The sequence below is a fragment of the Streptococcus sp. KHUD_012 genome, assembly GCF_052588255.1.
Genome location: NZ_CP159355.1, coordinates 721,206 through 740,714, shown reverse-complemented (window position 1 = coordinate 740,714; position 19,509 = coordinate 721,206). Strand labels below are relative to the sequence as shown.

22 protein-coding genes are annotated in these 19,509 nt (G+C 43.1%); 1 reads left to right on the top strand and 21 read right to left on the bottom strand.

What is annotated here, in order from left to right:
* Positions 1–15 precede the first annotated feature (15 nt).
* On the bottom strand, positions 16–912 hold the full coding sequence (gene htpX / locus ABVF55_RS03525) for a zinc metalloprotease HtpX (RefSeq protein WP_070595364.1): 897 nt from the start codon (positions 910–912) through the stop codon (positions 16–18).
* Between the two features lies 1 nt (position 913).
* Positions 914–1,474, bottom strand: a complete 561-nt coding sequence (locus ABVF55_RS03520; protein WP_049472048.1) for a LemA family protein — start codon at positions 1,472–1,474, stop codon at positions 914–916.
* A gap of 70 nt (positions 1,475–1,544) precedes the next feature.
* Between ABVF55_RS03520 and rsmG the strand changes: the two genes are divergently transcribed.
* On the top strand, positions 1,545–2,258 hold the full coding sequence (rsmG, locus tag ABVF55_RS03515; protein WP_155167416.1) for a 16S rRNA (guanine(527)-N(7))-methyltransferase RsmG: 714 nt from the start codon (positions 1,545–1,547) through the stop codon (positions 2,256–2,258).
* A gap of 215 nt (positions 2,259–2,473) precedes the next feature.
* Here the strand turns inward: rsmG and ABVF55_RS03510 are convergent, their stop codons facing one another.
* The 19 genes from ABVF55_RS03510 to ABVF55_RS03420 all read right to left on the bottom strand — a co-directional run bounded on the left by ABVF55_RS03510 (position 2,474) and on the right by ABVF55_RS03420 (position 19,483).
* Positions 2,474–3,376 (bottom strand): carbohydrate kinase family protein, encoded by a 903-nt coding sequence (locus tag ABVF55_RS03510; protein ID WP_223345019.1) that lies wholly within the window; start codon positions 3,374–3,376, stop codon positions 2,474–2,476.
* An 83-nt stretch (positions 3,377–3,459) separates the two neighbouring features.
* Positions 3,460–4,212 (bottom strand): SDR family oxidoreductase, encoded by a 753-nt coding sequence (locus ABVF55_RS03505; protein ID WP_201088191.1) that lies wholly within the window; start codon positions 4,210–4,212, stop codon positions 3,460–3,462.
* A 4-nt stretch (positions 4,213–4,216) separates the two neighbouring features.
* Positions 4,217–5,047 (bottom strand): energy-coupling factor transporter transmembrane component T family protein, encoded by an 831-nt coding sequence (locus tag ABVF55_RS03500; protein ID WP_303471733.1) that lies wholly within the window; start codon positions 5,045–5,047, stop codon positions 4,217–4,219.
* Positions 5,019–6,722 carry an ABC transporter ATP-binding protein gene (locus ABVF55_RS03495; RefSeq protein WP_303471728.1) on the bottom strand — a complete coding sequence of 568 codons (1,704 nt, stop codon included), beginning with the start codon at positions 6,720–6,722 and terminating at the stop codon, positions 5,019–5,021. The genes ABVF55_RS03500 and ABVF55_RS03495 overlap by 29 nt, the downstream gene beginning before the upstream one ends.
* Positions 6,723–7,496 (bottom strand): nucleoside phosphorylase, encoded by a 774-nt coding sequence (locus tag ABVF55_RS03490; protein ID WP_445285542.1) that lies wholly within the window; start codon positions 7,494–7,496, stop codon positions 6,723–6,725.
* Positions 7,497–7,652: 156 nt separating this feature from the next.
* Positions 7,653–8,558 carry a DUF4299 family protein gene (locus tag ABVF55_RS03485; protein ID WP_070665488.1) on the bottom strand — a complete coding sequence of 302 codons (906 nt, stop codon included), beginning with the start codon at positions 8,556–8,558 and terminating at the stop codon, positions 7,653–7,655.
* A 99-nt stretch (positions 8,559–8,657) separates the two neighbouring features.
* A complete protein-coding gene (trhO, locus tag ABVF55_RS03480) occupies positions 8,658–9,641 on the bottom strand; it encodes an oxygen-dependent tRNA uridine(34) hydroxylase TrhO (RefSeq protein ID WP_045759784.1) in 984 nt (327 codons plus the stop codon).
* Positions 9,642–9,791: 150 nt separating this feature from the next.
* Positions 9,792–10,283 carry a DUF6773 family protein gene (locus ABVF55_RS03475; RefSeq protein ID WP_445285541.1) on the bottom strand — a complete coding sequence of 164 codons (492 nt, stop codon included), beginning with the start codon at positions 10,281–10,283 and terminating at the stop codon, positions 9,792–9,794.
* Between the two features lie 10 nt (positions 10,284–10,293).
* Complete coding sequence (locus ABVF55_RS03470) at positions 10,294–10,776, bottom strand: DUF6773 family protein (protein WP_303471716.1); 483 nt, start codon at positions 10,774–10,776, stop codon at positions 10,294–10,296.
* Positions 10,777–10,804: 28 nt separating this feature from the next.
* Positions 10,805–10,999: a helix-turn-helix transcriptional regulator gene (locus tag ABVF55_RS03465; protein ID WP_023027179.1), complete on the bottom strand. Its 195-nt coding sequence runs from the start codon at positions 10,997–10,999 to the stop codon at positions 10,805–10,807.
* Positions 11,000–11,293: 294 nt separating this feature from the next.
* A complete protein-coding gene (locus tag ABVF55_RS03460) occupies positions 11,294–11,845 on the bottom strand; it encodes an ECF-type riboflavin transporter substrate-binding protein (protein ID WP_003008479.1) in 552 nt (183 codons plus the stop codon).
* 14 nt (positions 11,846–11,859) lie between these two features.
* Positions 11,860–12,708: an SAM hydrolase/SAM-dependent halogenase family protein gene (locus ABVF55_RS03455; RefSeq protein ID WP_445285540.1), complete on the bottom strand. Its 849-nt coding sequence runs from the start codon at positions 12,706–12,708 to the stop codon at positions 11,860–11,862.
* Positions 12,698–13,294 (bottom strand): MptD family putative ECF transporter S component, encoded by a 597-nt coding sequence (locus ABVF55_RS03450; RefSeq protein ID WP_247919954.1) that lies wholly within the window; start codon positions 13,292–13,294, stop codon positions 12,698–12,700. Before ABVF55_RS03450 ends, ABVF55_RS03455 begins: the two co-directional genes overlap by 11 nt.
* Before the next feature lie 12 nt (positions 13,295–13,306).
* On the bottom strand, positions 13,307–13,999 hold the full coding sequence (locus tag ABVF55_RS03445; protein ID WP_003008487.1) for a methionine ABC transporter permease: 693 nt from the start codon (positions 13,997–13,999) through the stop codon (positions 13,307–13,309).
* Entirely contained in the window at positions 13,996–15,063 is a 1,068-nt protein-coding gene (locus ABVF55_RS03440; RefSeq protein ID WP_445285539.1) for a methionine ABC transporter ATP-binding protein, read from the bottom strand. The genes ABVF55_RS03445 and ABVF55_RS03440 overlap by 4 nt, the downstream gene beginning before the upstream one ends.
* Positions 15,056–16,429 (bottom strand): M20/M25/M40 family metallo-hydrolase, encoded by a 1,374-nt coding sequence (locus ABVF55_RS03435; protein WP_118095486.1) that lies wholly within the window; start codon positions 16,427–16,429, stop codon positions 15,056–15,058. Before ABVF55_RS03435 ends, ABVF55_RS03440 begins: the two co-directional genes overlap by 8 nt.
* Positions 16,430–16,501: 72 nt before the next feature.
* Positions 16,502–17,365 carry a MetQ/NlpA family ABC transporter substrate-binding protein gene (locus ABVF55_RS03430; RefSeq protein ID WP_023918949.1) on the bottom strand — a complete coding sequence of 288 codons (864 nt, stop codon included), beginning with the start codon at positions 17,363–17,365 and terminating at the stop codon, positions 16,502–16,504.
* Between the two features lie 24 nt (positions 17,366–17,389).
* Positions 17,390–18,217, bottom strand: coding sequence for an amino acid ABC transporter substrate-binding protein (locus ABVF55_RS03425; RefSeq protein WP_031572958.1), 828 nt, complete (start codon positions 18,215–18,217; stop codon positions 17,390–17,392).
* Between the two features lie 120 nt (positions 18,218–18,337).
* The gene (locus ABVF55_RS03420) at positions 18,338–19,483 is read right to left on the bottom strand and encodes an amidohydrolase (RefSeq protein WP_445285538.1); all 1,146 of its coding nucleotides are present in this window, start codon (positions 19,481–19,483) and stop codon (positions 18,338–18,340) included.
* Between the last annotated feature and the right edge of the window lie 26 nt (positions 19,484–19,509).

Here is a 19,509-nt window from a genome sequence, read left to right as displayed (position 1 = left end):
GTTTGGTGGATTTTTTTACATTTTTCTTAGGCGAGCCACCCGCTCAGCAATGGGTGGGTGGGTATAAAAGAGTTTTTGCAAACCGGATTCTTTTTTTGGATCGTTGATAAAAAGAGCACTGCTCGCATCATCGACATGTCGTTGCATTGGTTCGCTATTGTCTAGCTTTAACAAAGCATTGATCATCCCTTGAGGATTCCGCGTCAATTCAACACTTGAAGCGTCTGCTAGGAACTCCCGTTGACGAGAAATGGCTAACTGGACCAAGGTCGCTGCTAATGGCGCTAAAACGATGGCAAGGAGGGAAAGGATCAACATAACAATCTCCAAACCACCGCTACCTTCTCGATCATCGTCCCGGCTACGGCCACCGCCCCACCACATCATCCGGCCACCAATGCTAGAAAGCATGGTGATGGCACTGGCAAGGGCAACCGCAATCGTAGAGATGCGAATATCGTAATTGCGAATGTGGCTGACTTCGTGTCCGATGACTCCCTCCAATTCCTCACGGTTCATCACAGCTAGAAGACCTGTCGTTGCTGCAACAGCAGCATTTTGAGGATTAGACCCTGTCGCAAATGCATTCATCGAAGGATCATCCACAATATAGACCCGAGGCATGGGGATCTGAGCTACCATAGCCATATCTTGGACAATATGGTAGAGCTGAGGGGCTTGCTCTTCCGTTACCTCACGCGCCCCATTCATCCGCATGACAACTTCGGTGGATTGAAAAATCATGCTAAAGGCATAGATACCCCCAATAATCAAAGATAGGATGACGCCCCCAAGGGAGGAGCCTAACCAGAGGTAACCAACGGCTGCTCCGATAAGAGCTAAGAGTATGAAAAAAGCAATAAGGAGAATCCAGGTTCTCCTTTTATTGCTTGCAATTTGGTCAAAAAGCATATTAGTCTCCTAATCCGCTAAAGTCCACCTTTGGTACAGCTTTTTCTTCTTCAGGCACTTGAAGAAATTCAGCTTGTCTGAAGCCAAACATTCCAGCAATTACGTTTGTTGGGAAAGTTTCCAATTTCACATTGTAATTGCTTGTGACACTGTTGTACAATTGACGGGCATAAGAAATTTTGTTTTCTGTATTGGTCAATTCTTCTTGCAATTGCATGAAGTTGGTGTTAGCCTTCAAGTCTGGGTAGTTTTCAGCAACCGCAAAAATGCCTGCCACTTGACGTGAAAGAGCATCACTGGCTGCCATCGCTTCTGCAGGTGAAGTAGCTTGAGCCACTTGTTGGCGAAGTTGAGTCACTTTTGCTAGTGTATCTCCTTCGTACTTGGCATAGCCTTTAACGGTTTCGATCAAGTTTGGAATCAAGTCATTTCGACGTTTCAATTGCACATCAATTTGACTCCAAGCTTCGCGAGTCTGCATGCGGCTTTTCACCAAACCGTTGTAAACTCCTACTACAATCAACACAAGGACCACAATGATCCCAAGAATAATCCAAATCATTTTATTGAATTCCTTTCATTTCTTTCTACCAGTATATCAAATTTCCCTTATTTTGTGGTAAAATAAAAGCATGAAACCAGAAGAATTTTATGTCCGTTTAGCCGACCTCGGCTTTCCATTAACTGATCGTCAAAAAGAGCAATACGAACGGTATTTTGAGCTCCTCGTGGAATGGAATGAAAAGATTAATCTCACCGCCATCACCGAAAAAGACGAAGTCTATCTCAAGCATTTTTATGATTCGATCGCACCCATTTTACAGGGCCTGATCGAAAACCAACCCATCCGTCTCCTGGATATCGGAGCTGGCGCTGGCTTTCCCAGCCTACCCATGAAGATCCTTTTCCCTGAGCTGGATGTGACCATCATTGATTCCCTTAATAAGCGGATCAATTTTCTCCACTTGCTGGCTGAAGAGTTGGGCTTAAATGGGGTTCATTTCTACCATGGACGAGCTGAAGACTTTGCACAAGACAAGGCCTTTCGTGCCCAATTTGATATCGTAACTGCCCGCGCTGTTGCCCGCATGCAGGTCCTCTCTGAACTGACCATCCCTTACCTGAAAGTAGGAGGACGGCTTCTTGCTCTCAAGGCCAGCAATGCTCCAGAAGAGTTGGAAGAAGCCAAAAATGCCCTCAACCTGCTATTTAGCAAGGTTGAAGACAATCTACAGTATGAATTGCCAAACGGGGATCCACGCTATATCACTCTTGTAGAAAAGAAAAAAGAAACCCCCAATAAATACCCAAGAAAAGCAGGCATGCCCAATAAGCGGCCATTGTAGTAAGATACAAAGGGCTAAGCGGATAAAGTCAAATAAGAGGCTGGGACAAAAGTCCTAGCCTCTCAATTGTTTTTGGATTGTCGAGCAAGACGCAGTGGTTGAGTGGGCTCTACTACGCTGATTTCATCAGCTTTTACAGCTCTACTCAACTGTGCGGAGGTGGGACGACGAAATCGAATTCTAACGAATTACCGATTTCTGTCCCACTCTCTTTTTTATTTTTGTTTCAATTCTGTTCGCAGGGCTTCTTGTTGCTCTTTTGTCAGATGAACGCCCTTACTTGCAACAATCTGGCTAGAGACTTTGTTAGCAAATCTTAAGGCTTGCGTCATATCTAAACCTTCTAAACGAGCGGATATAAAGGCTCCCACATGGCTATCTCCAGCACCTACTGTATCGACAACTTCTGTTGGAAAACCGTCTGCTTCATACCAGTTGCCATCATAGGCAACCGCTCCGTTTTCACCCAAGGTGACAATGACTAATTGTCCCGTTCTCTGATACAAGTGTTCGATGGCTGGCTGGATCTCTCTACACCCTGAAAAAGCCAGTGCTTCAGCCTCATTAACATGGAGAATTGGATGCAGATCATAAATTGCTTCCAGTCGATCCTTTGGAATCAAGAGTCCGCGTGGCCCAGGTGCGAAAATCACCTGGCCTTCTAGTTGCGAAACAGACTGGACCAATGCAAGACCGGTTGGCTCCTCGACTTCAAGGCCACACAAGTAAATGTAATCAAACGGATCCGTCTCGATCTCTTTTAGCCACTCTGCTTGGAAGCTATACTCCACTCCGTGGTCCGATAAGAAGGTCCTTTCACCATCAGACTCTACAAAGCAATAACAGCAACCATTGGCCCCTTCTAATGAGATGCTAGAGGAAATCCCTAATTGGTTCAATTCTCTCCGAATAAAATCACCATATATCCCAGAACCGACTGGCGAGACAAACTGGTAGGGTTGCGACAAAAAATGAAGAATATTGACGACATTAAAGGCACAACCTCCCACAGACCATTGCTGGTGATCAATATGGGCATCTCCTTCACGACTTGGCAAACGATCCAAGTAAATCATCACATCACAAACTGTAGAACCAATAATTAAGGCAGCTGTCATCTTTTTCTCCTTACTTTGCCTTCTATTATACCAGAGGAAAGATAAAAAACAACCAACCCCTTGTGGAGTGGTTGCTTCTCTTCTTAATCACGATAAACGGGTTGAGGACCAAATGTTTGGGAAACCGGCATGATTTCAATCCGATTGACATTGACATGCTTGGGCTGTTGGATCAACCAAGCTACAGTGTTGGCAATGTCTTCCGGCTGAATGGCATGGGCATCTCGATAGAGGGCTTCTACCCGTTTTTCGTCTCCTTTAAAGCGAACAGAAGAGAACTCTGTCCCTTCGCAAAGACCGGGTTCAATATTGCTGACACGAATCTTCTTGCCAGCTAGATCCGCCCGAAGATTGAGGGAGAATTGCTTGACAAAAGCCTTGGATGCCCCGTAAACGTTGGCCCCTGGATAAGGCACAGTTCCTGCTGTAGAGCCCAAATTGATAATATAGCCATCATTTCGTTCCACCATCTGGGGCAAGATTTTCCTTGTCAGATAGGTCAAGCCGACAATATTGGTCTGAATCATGGTCAGCCAGTCTGCGACCTCTGCTTCATAAGCTGGGGCGAGGCCTAGGGCCAAGCCAGCATTATTGACCAAAACATCCACTTTCTCCCAAGCTTTTGGCAAACTGGCAAGTGCATGATCTACCTGAGAAAGATCCGTCACATCCATTTGCAGGGGATAAAAGGCTTCTCCCAACTCTTCTTGAAGGGCCTGTAATTTATCGATGCGTCTAGCTGACCCGATCACACGGTATCCATCTGCTACTAAACGACGGCAAATCGCTTGACCAAAACCAGCTGAAGCTCCTGTTACTAAAATCGTTTCTGACATGTCATTACCTCCATGGATTGTAAAAACGTCCTTGATTGACAAAGATCAGGACAATACTCAAAACCAGAACAGCCAAGGCTGATAGAATCATCCCATAATCTTTCATTTCCATGGCTTGATGAGAATACCAGGTCCGCTTTTTATTTTTACCAAAGCGACGTAATTCCATAGCCGTAGAAATGCTGTCAATCCGCTCAAGTGAGCTAAAGATTAAGGGAGAGATGATTTGCAAATTGCCTTTGATCCGCTTGATCAGCTTGGCCTTTTTGGACAATTCCACCCCTCTGGCTTCCTGAGACAATTTAATCGTTTGATATTCTTCTTGTACATCAGGAATGTAACGCAGAGTCAAGCTGACAGAATAGGCAATCTTGTAGGATACGCCAATTTGGTTGAGGCTTGAAGCAAACTGACTAGGATGGGTCGTCATCAAAAAAATCAAGGCTAGAGGTATGGTACAGACATACTTAAGAGCTAGATTAAAAAGATAAAAGAGTTCCTGCGAGGTGATACTATAGGAGCCCCACCCCTTCATCAGTACCGTCTTTGCCCCGTAGATCTCTACACCATACTGGGGGGCAAAGAGATAGACCATGACAACATTTAACAGTGCAAAAACAAGAGCAAATGCAAGTACAAATGAAATATCCCGAAATCGAATACGAGCTGTAGAGAATAACAGTAAGGCGCCCACACCAATTCCTAGAAGGAGCCGGGTATCATAACTCAACATGGCCGCAAGAGATGCAAAAAGAAGAAAGAGTAACTTACTCGCACCTGAAAGGCGATGAAGAAAACTCGTCCCCTCATGGTAGCCGACTAATCGATGATTCATGACCTGCTCCTTTCTGTTGCATATAAAACTGCGTTAGCGCCAAGGGATCCATTCCTAATCGATTGGCTAAGGCAAAAATCGAAGTCTCTTTGAGATTAGCCTCTTGTAAAATATCCGGATGAGTGAACAGCTCTGCAGGTGGGAGATCTGCTAGAATTTGTCCGTCTGATACTACAAGGGCACGATCAGAATAATCCAACATCAGCTGCATATCATGGGTAATCATGACAATGGTATGGCCTTTTTCTTGCAAGCTATCTAGAAATTCCATGATTTCAGTGTAATTGCGTTGGTCCTGACCTGCTGTCGGCTCGTCCAAGACCAAAATTTCTGGTCCTAAAACTAGTATAGAGGCGATGGTCACCCGTTTCTTTTGCCCATATGAGAGAGCAGAAATCGGCCATTTACGAAACTCATAAAGACCACAAGTTTTCAGTGCTTGATAGACACGCTCCTTAATATCTTCTTCCGATATCCCCCGCAAGCGCAAACCTAGAGCGACTTCATCAAAAATCATATTGCTCGAAATCATTTGATTGGGGTTTTGCAGGACATAGCCGACTCGCTCTGCCCGTTCCTTGACACTCTCTTGCTTGATATCTTCACCTCTAGAGGTGTATTGCCCTTCTGTAGTAATGAATCCACAGATGGCTTTCGCAAGAGTTGATTTCCCTGCCCCATTCTTCCCGACAATCGCTAAGCGCTGCCCCTTAGGTATACTGAGGGATATATTTTTTAAGATCGGATGATTTTCTTGATAGGCAAAGGAAATCTGCTCCAACTTCAATAGTTCTTCTGCTTCCCCAGTTTTTGTAAAGGTCGCTTCTGGAATGGAACGATTCACACCAGTAAGCTCGATATCTTCTAGACGATCTAGATGCTCCAATTGATCGATATCCTGCCCTAGCTGGCGAAGAGTTGTTAAATAGAGGGGTTCTCGAATCCCATTTTCAGCCAGCAGTGTCGTCCTCAACAACTCATCTGGGCTCCCATTAAAGAGAACTTGACCTTGATTGATCAAGATAACCCGATCGACAGGACGGTAGAGTACATCCTCTAAACGGTGTTCGATAATAATGGTGGTCGTCCCCTGTTCTTCATGAATCTGATCGATCAGATCAATAATATCCTGACCCGACTTGGGATCTAGATTAGCCAGTGGTTCATCAAAAAGGAGGATCGGACTTTCGTCAATCAGAACACCTGCTAAGCTCACTCGCTGTTTTTGCCCACCGGACAAATCTTGTGGCCGATGATCCAAGAGCTTCATCAAATCCAAGCGTTCTGCCCAACTCTGCACACGCTCTTTCATCGTTCCCAGATCTACCATGTCATTTTCAAGAGCAAAAGCCAAGTCTTCTGCGACACTCAAACCAATAAATTGGCCATCTGTATCTTGCAAAACCGTACTAACCAAGTGAGATTTCTCATAAATACTGAGATCAAAGGCTTCTTTCCCCTGAATGAGGAATTGCCCACTACTGGTTCCCTTATAGATATTAGGGATAATCCCATTTAAGCACTGGCCAATGGTTGACTTACCAGAACCAGACGGCCCAACAATCAGAACCTTTTCCCCCTTATAAATGGTTAAGTTGAGATTTTTCAAGGTTGGTTCAGACTGTGCCTTGTATTGGAAGGAAAAATCCTTCAGTTCAATCATTGCTTCTTTCATTTAGTTTGCCTTTTCCCAAAAGAGCGCAAATTGGATGGCTAACTCTGCGATTCGATCCTTGCTATCTAAATCCTCATGACTAGATAAGGTTCGGATATCCCATTTTTCTTCCGAGAGGTGGTCAGCTGCGTAGAAGAAATGGCAGAGCTCAAAGCCCCTATAAGCTGCTAGGGCTGCCACTGCCGAACATTCCATATCCACACAGATGGCTCCCGCTTCCTTTCGTCGCTTCATCTTGTCGATGGTTTCCCGGTAGGGTGCATCTGTCGTCCACACTTTTCCTGACTGATAGGAAACCTTATGACTGTCCAGAAAGGCTTGGAAGAGAGGGAGGGGTTTCTTGTTTACTTCCACTTCATCACTAGCCGGAAGATAGTGGTAACTAGTCCCCTCGTCGCGAAGAGCAGCTGTTGGAATGATAATGGAGGTTGCTTCGATATCACGGTCTAAAACCCCACATGTTCCAAAGAGCACCAGTTTTTCCATCCCAAATTGAATCAAATCCTCTATAATCCCCACACAGGAAGCAGCCCCAACTGGTGCATTAAAGGCACCAATCTGTTGGTCTCCAATAGTGATCCCATAGACCAGGACTTCAAAATTGGCCATGGAGGTTCTTGCAATGACCTCATGGTCATAATTCTCAAGGAGGCGCGCAAAAGTTACTCTTGAAAAGCAAGAGATGACTACTTTGGGAAATCCTTCAATTGGTTGGTGTAAGTCTTGTGGATTGATAATCGCCTGTCGATTGGCATCAAATTCTTCTAACAGCATTTCGTGCACCTCTTTCATTCTACTTCTAGGCCCCTATTATACCATAATTAGCCTAGTCATCGGTTTTTGATCAAAGAAAGAGCATAAAAAAAGAACTGCTCCCAGACGTTAGATTTTTCGGATCAAACGTTGGAAGGACAGTTCCCTACGATATTGTTACTTGTTTTCCAACTGCGCTAATTCTAGCAAGCGCTCTTTGGACAATTTTTTGATTTCAATTTGACTAGCATCTAGCAGCTGGTATTCATCTGGCTCTAGCGCTTCTATAAGGTTCTTCAGAGCAAGAGACCCAATTGGATGGTAATTTTCTGGCTTATCCGGATCTCCATCTATCGCTACCAATAGCACCCGCCAATCAATGATACCTGCTAAGCCCACAATTTCTACATATTCTGCAGGAACATGTGGCACGCTTGGCAAGACCGTATCCGTATCTTCTGTCAAGCTATAGCTGGCTAAGAAGGCTCCTGTCTCCTCCTGTTGATAAAAACGGACTTGACTGAAATATGCTGCACTATATTGAATCTTCTTGATAAAGGCAGAGTAGGCTTCTAGTGGATGGACATGGTTCAAGACTTCCTGCACTGTATCCCGATCCAAATAGACTGGATGAGCGAAGCCTTGTACTTCAAACTCTTTTAGATCTTTTTCCTTGGTCACATTACCCAGCGTTTCTAGGATAACGACTTCATAATCAAAATGGAAAATAGAATCTGGAGTATAGCTCACGCCGTCGCTGGCCACAATCTCCGTTCCTAATACTTCTCCTAGGCGACTAAGCCATCGAAGGGCCAACTGCCAATCTTCTTCTATCGCAAAAGAGGGCACCTGAATCTGATAAGACTCTTCCTCATCAAAATAGCGTAACTGCAGAGGAAGACCGCTCTTACCAAATACGATACAGTTCAAGCCTTCAAAATCATTTAAGGGACGATGAAGGGTAGCAGGATCATAGTTGTAGGTTGTCAACCCTTCTACCAATTTAAGAACTTCCTGTGCTGCGAGTACTTTCTGATAGCCAAATAAGCTCTTTTTATTTTTGATTGAAAACACGATACTCATTTGTTTTCTCCTTTGTGAAATCGCTTACCTAAAGTATAGCACAATTTTCAATCAATTTCCATATAAAAACAGCCTGAGCTTTCAGACTGTTTGTTTCCATTATGCAGGTGCTCCATCAAGCGTTTCACCGATAAGGGCTAAACGCTCACGAACTTCTGCTTGTGACAAGTTGTGTTCTTCTACATAGCGATTGCGAGGGTGAACTCGGCACTCATGTGAGCAACCACGGAGGTACTTGTCTTCATTTTCTTCTGAAGTCAAGATCCGACGGTTACAGAAAGGATTTCCACAGTTGACATAACGTTCACATGGTGTTCCATCAAACCAGTCTTTTCCGACAACACTTGGATCAACATGGTTGACGTCGACTGCAATCCGCTCGTCAAAGACGTACATTTTCCCATCCCACAGTTCGCCTTGAACTTCTGGATCTTTCCCGTAGGTTGCAATTCCGCCATGCAATTGACCAACATCTTTGTAGCCCTCACGCACCATCCAGCCTGAGAATTTCTCACAGCGGACTCCACCAGTACAGTAGACGACAACGCGTTTGTCCATGAATTTTTCCTTGTTATCACGGACCCATTGTGGCAATTCACGGAAATTGCGGATGTCAGGACGAATAGCGCCACGGAAGTGTCCAAGGTCGTACTCGTAGTCGTTTCGAGTATCAAGAACAACGGTATCCTCGTCGAGAAGAGCTTCTTTAAACTCTTTTGGAGACAAGTAAGCACCTGTCGTTTCAAGAGGATTGATGTCATTATCGAAATTATCATCCTCTAAACCAAGGTGGACAATCTCTTTCTTATAACGTACAAACATCTTCTTGAAAGCTTGCTCTTCTTCCTCGTCAATTTTGAACCAGAGGTCTTCCATACCTGGAAGGCTGTGAACGTAGTCCATGTATTTTTGTGTTGTTTCGTAGTCACCAGAAACAGTTCCATTGATTCCTTCGTCAGCGACTAGGATACGTCCTTTGAGGCCGATTGATTTACAGAAGGCCAAGTGGTCGGCTGCAAATTGTTCTGCATTTTCAATGGGGGTATAGAGGTAGTAGAGTAATACGCGAATAGGTTTTGCCATAATATTCTCTTTTCTAAGATTAAATTATCAGAATTTTTCATTCAACTATACCAGTATACTCTCCCAAGAAAACGAATGCAATTTATTTGACTGAAAAATAAAAGCCTGGGGTTCCAGACTTTTTTACGACGAAAATAATGTTCCAACTAACTACTCTTCTTTTTCCAACTGATCCAGATAGGCTTCATAGCGTTTTTTCTCAACTTTTGCAAGGAGCATTACAAGGGTATTCATCCCCCATACAATCGGAAGATTCAGGAGAAATGTGATAGGAAGCACCAGCAAAAATTTTGAATGGAAGGGATTGGACTGATAGACAACCTGGTTTAATTGAAAATTTTGAGCCCAGATGAACAAGGAAAGAATAGAGGTTACTACTACAATTCCCATCACATTTAGATAGCTATAATTGATAAATCTCACACCCAATCGTTGACAACGAACCGAATAATAAAATCCTGAGGCGATGAGTAAGGCTACCACCATGATTGGACTTAACCCCACCTTAGACGTAAAAATGGATCCCACACTAAAAACAGTTAAGGCAAGGAACAGAAAACCAGCCGTCTCCGCACCAGCCTTATTAGCTAAGCCTTCTTCTCGTTCATCTATGATTTGTTTGTTCAGCAATTGTAATCTCATCTCTTCCTCCTTATTCTTCATCCTCTATCTCTGCCTCAATCTTCTCTTGTTTTTTCCGATTGATAAAAGCAAGTGGTTTTTCAAGCAGATCTGTCAGGAGGGCAAAGACGAGAATTTCTAATAAAATTTTGACCAGATACTTGGGACTCAAGATAAAGATCATTGCTTCTCTCTTTCCAATCACATCCATAGCTGTCACAAGCACAGCAAAGAATAGACCTGACCCAAGGCGACTCAACCAGCTATCTTTTTCTAACATATCTCGGATATCAATCCCTGAACTGATCCTTCTCACAAAGGCATAGGCTCCCATGGCAATCAGAAGGAACATCTCAGGGAGATAAGCGACTAGGTCTAAGTCCAGGATACTGGATTTCACAAAGGCAGATAGGGCAATAAAGCAGGTCATACCAAGGACAAGTTCTCCTGCGATTTTTCCATCAAGTAGCATGGTCCGTTCATCTTTTACAATTGGTTCTTTCTTTTGTTTCATATTCTTCCTCTTTCTATTATTAAAACTGTTACTCCCAGAACAGTTGATCCAGCGTCTTATCCAAGGCCTTACAAATGGCAAGGCAGAGACTGAGGGTTGGGTTATACTTTCCCGCCTCAATCAGACCGATGGTCTGGCGCGTCACTCCAATGGCATCTGCAAGATCCCCCTGGGTCATATCATGCTCGACCCGGGCCATTTTTAATTTGAGATTTTTCGCCACAGGCTTTTCCTTTCTTGTTTTTATAGCTTTATTATACACTATATTTTCTATTTTGCAATATATATCTTGCATTTTGTAAAAAATATTTTTGATAAAACAAAAAAGCGGCTGGGACAAAAGTCCTAGCCTCTCAATTATTTTTGGATTGTCGAGCAAGACGCAGTGGTTGAGTGGGCTCTACTACGCTGATTTCATCAGCTTTTACAGCCCTACTCAACTGTGCGGAGGTGGGACGACGAAATCGAATTCTAACGAATTACCGCTTTCTGTTTCACTCTCTTATCTTCTGTACATTTAATCTTTGGTCAAACTTCCATCTTTTGTTTGAGTCCGTGCATAAGCAATCAAGAGAAGAGAACCTGCAACAGCTACTGTTAATGCATTAAATGAACCCGCAACAACACCTTGTAGGAAGACTTTATTGGCACTTTCCTTGTAGATCAAGACATCTCCAACCGGAGCAATCAAGCCCCAGATCACAAGGTTGGATACGATTTGAACGACGTTAAAGACAATTAATTCTTTCTTTGTCACTTCCCCTTTGAATTCACCGATTTGTTTGCGGAAGAAACCAACAAAGAGTCCAAACAAACCACTTGAAATGATCCAAGTCCACCAAAGACCACCTGACATAGCATCCTTAATGGCATGACCAATCAAGCCGATTAAGAAACCGACAATCGGACCAAAAACTACACTAAAGAGAGCTTGAAGGGCATATTGCAACTGAATGCTCGTATTCGGTGCAGGTGCAGGGATTTGCAACATAGCAATTACGACAAAGAGGGCTGCTCCAACCCCAATAGCTACAACATCTTTAATTGAAAATAATGATTTCTGTTTCATTATGATATCTCCTATTAATTTTCCATTTTTCTAATCTCGATATGCCAAGAAGCCCCAACTCCTACATTATAGGCCTTGGCAAAGGATCCCTGGTTGATGGCAAGACCAACACGATAAAGGGAATTGATATAAAGGATTGGCTGTCCAATTCGCACATCGGCGAAAGACTTACCGTAGGTTACTTGGTTTTGGTAAACCAGCATGTCATTGTTATAGATGGTTACTTCAAAACGTTCCCCAAATTCAGGTGACAAATGATTGAACTCTTCCCGAGTAATGGAAGTCCAAAGAGAACCAAAGCGCACATCTAAAATGTCAACCGCACCTTTAACAAGATTGTCCTCAAGAACCGTCTCAACCACTGGGATTTCCACAATATGTTCGCCACTGAGTTCTGGTCCGACGTCTTCAAAACTAATATGGCCACTGGCCAACTTAGCTCCTGTATAGGCGTAGACATCACGGCCATGGAAGGTATAAGAAAACTCTGTATTGGCTCGACGATTCTTCACCTCTGAAATCTCACGGATAGCAACAATCCCTACATGTTTCTTGATAAAAGAGAGAGTGCCATTATCCGGAGTGACAATGTATTGATTTTTCGCCGTTTTAGCTACCACACTCTTTCGTTTAGAACCAACACCAGGATCGACCACCGAAACAAAGGTCGTCCCTTCTGGCCAGTAATCTACTGTCTGAAAGAGACGGTAACTCCCTTCAAAGATATTGTAGGGGGTAATATCATGAGTTAAGTGGTGAATTTTAAGGGTTGGCGATTCTTCTAAAGCAACCCCAATCATAGCGGATACTGCTCCATCCACCAAACCAAAGTCTGACTGAAGAACTAGTAAATTATTGTGCATCTTTATCTCCTTTTTTGTCCAATAATGGAAGAAGGAAGTTCGATAGTCCCCATCCTAATCCAGCACCCAATATGACCGTGAGGACAAACCAAGTGATGGTCGCTAGATCTGGTGATACCATCACCCGATTGACATAGTCTATCGATTTACCACGATCCAGTAACGACATGCGGTAACTGGCTGGATAGAACCACATCATAAGAATGGGCCCTGTCGTCGCAAAGGCAAAAATGACAAAAGACAAGGCATTTCGTAAATTCGAGCGAAAACGACCACTTGAGGCGACCATTTCCGCAAAACTTCCGGCGATCAAGGCTGGAATAAAGGCCCCTGCACCATGACGCGAAAAGAGGAAGAAGGATCCGATCACGCAGCCAACTATAAAGATAGATCCAACTCCTTTTATTTTTTCTAGATAATAGCGGTAGATCATCCCGCCAAACAAGGCTGAAAAGGCAGGAGCATAAAACATATTTCCTTGATGATCGACCAGATTTCCAACTAAGACCCCCAGTCCAATCGCAAGAAAATAGAGGAAGACGAAGGCTCCAACTTGTTTCACTTGATTCACATTTATTCTATTCATTGGATACTGATCCTAACGGTGGCTAATTTTCTTCGAAAGGAAGTCCCCGATAAATTGGACCAGAACGATCAAAATCAGGATCAATAGGGTCGCCACAAAGATGACATCATTGTTAAACATGTTTTTCCCGTAGTTGATGGCTAAGGTTCCTAATCCTCCAGCACCAACGGCACCCGCCATGGCGGTTTCTCCAATCAAGGAAATGATGGTCACTGTTGTTACACGGATCAAATCAGGAAGCCCTTCACGAAGGTAGACACCAACAATATCCCAGAAGGTTGCCCCACTGGCTTGTGCTGCTTCAATCACGCCTCCATCCAACTCGGACAAGACTACTTGGACTTGGCGGGCAAAGAATGGAAAGACTGCCAAGGATAGCGGAACAAGAGCTGCTGTAGGACCGATGGTATTTTTCAAGAGCAAGTAGGTCAAAGGATTAATAAAGGCCAACAAGATAATGAAAGGAATGGCGCGGAACAAGGAAGTAATCTTATCCAAAATTTGGAAAACGATTCTATTTTCGATGACACCACCTGGACGGGTCAAGACTAACAAAAGTCCTGTCACCAAACCTAGAAATCCACCAATAATGAAGGAAATAACGGTCATGTAAAGAGTCAAATAAATAGCGGTGCCCCATCCATACTGGCCAGACCACCCTAATTTATAGACATTTGGTAAATATGTTTGAATTAACTGGATCATACTTTTCTCCCATCTTTCACAATAGTCACGGAAACTCCTGCGTTTTCTAACTCAGCTTTGGCCGTTTCCAGATTTTGATTTTCACCTGATAAGATGACCACCAATTCTCCAACAGGCGTGTTATCAAGGATCTCGATGTTCCCAAATAAAATGTTGGCAGATACTTGGTACTGCTTGTAAATATCATTGATGATGGCTGTATCTGTCACAGAACCTGCATACTTGAGATGTGCCAAAATCGAATCATCAGGCAAGTTCTTCACAATCGCTTGTTGATTGATTTTCACCATGGCTTCATCGATTCCTGTTGCAACTGTGATAAAGTCTTGCGTCAAAGCATTTTTCGGATTCGAGAAGATATCTAACACAGACCCTTCTTCAATCAGTTCGCCATTTTGCATGACAGCTACCCGGTTGGCAATATCTTTGACGATTTGCATCTCATGGGTGATCAAGACAATGGTTAAACCAAGTTTTTTGTTCAATTCTTGCAACAAAGCTAGAATTTGTTTGGTCGTCTTTGGATCCAAGGCTGAAGTTGACTCATCTGAGATCAAAATCTTTGGATCGTTGGCAAGGGCACGCGCAATCGCTACCCGCTGCTTTTGACCACCAGACAATTGTGCTGGATAATTCTCTGCACGGTCAGATAGACCAACCAGTTCCAACAATTTCGCCACTTTCTCATTCTTTTGTTCTTTGTTTAATTTAGAATGTTTAAGAGCAAAGGCTACATTTTCTGCGACAGTCATTTGAGCCATCAAGTTGAAGTGTTGGAAAATCATTCCGATATCCCGACGTTTCTCCCGAAGGGTAGCCGGTTTTAAGGTCACCTGATCTTGATAAATCACATCACCATCAACAGTGATGGTTCCGGCACTAGGCACTTGCAAGAGATTGATCACCCGAACCAAGGTCGATTTCCCAGCTCCGGAATACCCTACAATCCCATAGATATCGCCTTCATTAATATGAATAGTCACATCTTTGACGGCTTGGATCTGACGTTTCTTTTGCTGGAAGGTCACATCAATGTGGTCCAGCTGAATCATTGCTTTACTCATAACTTGCTATTAACTCCTTTATCAATTCAATATGGGTATAATAATCGGCGATTTTCACATTTTCGTCGCCCCCATGATCACGGCTATTGGCATTGCCAATTCCAAAGGCTGCCATCGGTACCTGTAAAGCCTCAAATACCGTATGCATGGGCCCTGTCCCCGCTGTTGTTGGAAGAATAGAAACTCCTTCTCTATAGAAATCTTTGGCCAACCGAATGACATTTAAAATCGATGGGGCACTCATATCACTTCGGTAACTCATTTCACCGAGAGTATAGACCAATTCGACCTGATCATAGCCATTTTTCTTCAATTGCTGCTTGATCTTTTCTAAGACATCCTTGGGATCCAGTCCAGGAACCAAACGCACCTCCATCTTGGCACGTGCCTCTGCCGGAAGAATCGTTTTAACACCTTGTCCTTGGTAACCAGAGCCAAAACCTTCAATATTCAGGGCTGGTTCAAAATAGAAACGGCGTAGGAATTCTTTTCGGTCTTCCTTCAAGATTGGAAGGCTTAGACCATAGGTTTCCGCTACATCTTCTGGTCCTTTGTTGGCATATTGCTCGATCAAAGCTAGCTCGCGTTCATTGGGTTCTTGGATCTGATCGTAAATCCCATCCACCAAGATTCGGCCTTCTTTGTCACGAAGACTGGCGATAGCATTTAACAAATACCAAGAAGCAGAGTCCACCACGCCACCATAGCTGGAATGGATATCCACTTCTGCACTCTTCACCACCATATCAAAAGTGACGATCCCCTTGCTACCACCGGAAATTTCCAACTGCCCCTGATTATTTCGGGTACCTTGTTCCCAGACTAAGAGGTCTGCCCCACGCAAGTGTTTCTTGTGTTTGGCCAAATATTTATCCAAGTCCGTCGATGCAGACTCCTCTGCCCCTTCGATAATAAAGGTGATATTGACTGGCAAATCGCCACTTTCACGAATGTATTTTCGAAGAGCTGTGAGACGAGCTGTGATATGCCCCTTGTCATCATCAACCCCTCGACCGTACATGGTTCCATAATGAACTGATAAGGTGAAGGGATCTCCCGTCCAAGGTTGGTCTCCATCAGCTGGTACCGTATCATAGTGGTTATAAAAAATGATGGTTTTGGCTTCAGGATTTGGCGAGAAAAATTTGGCAATCACAAAAGGTGCTGTATAGCTATCATCAACTTCGACTTTGGCTCCTGCAGCTGTAAAAATTTCCCCCAAATAGTTGGCTACTTCCTTGAGACCAACTTGTTGGGCAAAGATGGATTTTTTTGAAATCAAGGTTCGCAACACTTCAAAATAATGTTGTGCGACCTCATCATTTTCAAATTTACGGATTTGTTCCGCTTCTGTTGCAAAAGGCATGCATTCCTCCTAATACACGATAAGAGGTAGAGAATTGCTTCTCCACCTCCTTCATACACTTGAGATCGAATCTTAGAAGACTGGTTGGTCCATTCCTTCTGAAGATTCTTCGATCACTTTCTTCACATTGTCTTTGTGATAGGCTTTGATGATTTCTTTGATTGCTTTTGCTTTATCAGATTTTTCCCAATCTTTCTTAGCGGCGATCACGTTGTACCATTGTTTTGAGTTGTTGTCTTTCTTTTCAACATAGATAGCTTTTTTGAAATCAACGCCTGCTTCACGAACGAAGGTATTGTTGATGACTGCAGCATCTACTGATGGAAGAGCAGATGGTGTTTGTGAAGCATCCAATTCAGAAATCTTCAAATCTTTTGGATTTTCTTTGATGTTTGACACGTTAGCCAATTGTCCATCTTTAGTATCCAATTTAATCAAACCTGCTGATTGCAAGACATACAAGGCACGGCTTTCATTTGTTGGGTCATTTGGTACAGCGATTGTTCCACCTTTAGGAATTTCTTTAATTGAAGTGTATTTGTTTTTACCGTTTTCTGTACCAGAGTAAAGACGGATTGGAGCGATGTAGGTATCTGCTACTGCAACAAGGGCATTGTCGTTTTTAGAGTTCCAGTTATCAAGGAAGTTGTAGTGTTGGAAAGCATTGATATCCACGCTGCCATCTTTTACAGCCACGTTTGGTTGTGAGTAGTCTGTAAATTGAGTGAACTCCAATTTGATTCCTGTTTTGGCGTCATCCAAGTTCTTTTGAACTTGATCCCAACGAGCTTTTTCAGTGTCGCTCAAAGTCATAACACCCACTTTTACAGTTGTTTCACCATCTTTGCTAGATGATTTTGAAGAACCACATGCTGCAAGAGCAAATGTTGCAATAGCTGCAAGAGCTGTTAAACCAAGAATTTTTTTCAATTTCATTTTGAAGTCTCCTTTAATTATATATTATTCTTTAATATCTTTTGCTTCTGGTAGATAAACTCCACCAAAGTATTTTTTAGACAGTTTTTCAAGGGTTCCATTGTCATAGAGTTCCTTGATACGTTTGTTGACAAATTTTTGAAGGTCTTTATCTTCTTTTGCAATAATTGGATACACATAAGGCTGTTGGTCGCTTGGAAGCTCAATAACCTTCAAGTTGTCATAGCCTTGATCACGAATGATAGTATCTACTGAGATCCGTTCGAAGATCTTGTAATCTGTACGACCATCCGCTAGATTAGCCATGATGGTTTGAATGGTTCCATCTGTGTATTGCAAGTCAGTTGGATTATCTGAATGTTTTTTATTGTAATCTTCTAATTGTTTAGCAGTAGATGTTCCTTGAACAACTTCTGTTTTCTTGCCACCAATGTCATCCAACGATTTAATAGAAGAATCTTTTGGTACGACCAACACTAATGGATTACGAGCATATGGATTTGGATAGAGGTATTTTTCTTCCCGCTCTTTTGAGTAACTAATGTTGTTGGCACCGATTTGGAAACGGTCACTATCTAAGCCAGCAAAGACTGAAGACCACTCTGTTTTGTTAAAGTTTACTTCATATTTGTCTGAACCTTTGAAGATTTCACGCAAAACTTCGATTTCATAACCGGTTAGCTTGCCGTCTTTTTCTTCGTAAGAGAATGGTTTGGTTGTTCCAACGGTCCCAACTTCAATGGTTTTCTTACCACTGGCTGATTTACCAGATGAACATGCTACTAAAGCACTGGTTGCAAGGACTGCAACTAATCCTAAAGCAGAATACTTAATCACTTTTTTTAGATTCATAGGATCTCCTTATTCGTTTCAGGCACATAAAACGCCATTTTAAAAGTATTTTTTAATTTTATCAAAAAAGCATTTACTTGCCTAATATATATTTTTTATGGAGGTGATAGTTTTTCTTTATCACACTTCTTTGGCCTTAAAATATCGCAATAAAGCTTGCGCATTTTCAACATAATAGGGAACCGATACCTCAAAGGCTGCATCATCGATGGTCATGTGATCATGATGGAGGTCTGGCGCATCCGGCTCTCCATTGGAACCGATAAAGGCAAAGACTCCAGGAATTCGCTCTTGGTAAAAGGCGAAGTCTTCTCCAGCAGTAGAAGGATTTGCTGGAATCACTTCAGCCAAACCTTGTGAAGCTTCCCAAACCACCTGCGTCAATTCCTCATCATTAAAGGTAACGGGCGGGGTCACACCCCACTCAAAAGTCACATCCACTTCCAGACTTTCTGCAATGTGTCGAATGATGGAAATAAAATGTGCCTTCAAGTCTCTTTGCACACTCGGATTAAAGGAGCGAATCGTTCCTTCAAAATAGCCTGATTTAGGAAGTACATTCCAGGTTGAGCCCACATCCAGGTGCGTAATGGACAAAACAGCTGTTTCAAAAGGAGAAACGGTCCGTGAAATTAATAATTGTAAGTTCTGAACCATGGTTGTGACGGCCGTTACAGTGTCAACTCCTAAATCCGGTCTTGCAGCATGACTACTAACCCCTGTCACGGTAACCTTGAATTTCTCAACCCCTGCCATCATAGCTCCAGCATTCAAAGCAAGTTGCCCTGCTTTTAGCTGGGGAATATTGTGAAAACCAATAATTCCTTGAACATCCTCCAACAGTCCTGTTGACAAAACATCAGAAGCACCTTCTGAGATTTCTTCTGCTGGCTGAAAGATCAAGCGTACGGTTCCTTCAAGCTGGTCTTCTTTTTCCTTGAGAAGGGCTGCTGCTCCCAGAAGACTGGTTTGATGAAAATCATGGCCACAGGCATGCATGACGCCTGGATTCTGACTTTGGTAGGGCAGATTCGTTTGTTCCAAAATTGGAAGGGCATCGATATCTGCTCGAAGTGCCACCACCGGTTGGCCGGACCCAATTTCTGCAATCAGACCAGTTTTTAATCCACTCTCTAAAATACGAATCCCCAACTCTTTTAAACGCTCTTCTAGAAAGGCGGTTGTCTGGTATTCTTGACCAGACAATTCTGGGTGTTGGTGGATATAGTGGCGAATCTCTGCTAACTCTTCATAAGAAAAAGACACAAGCCTTCATCTCCTTTCAAACTTAA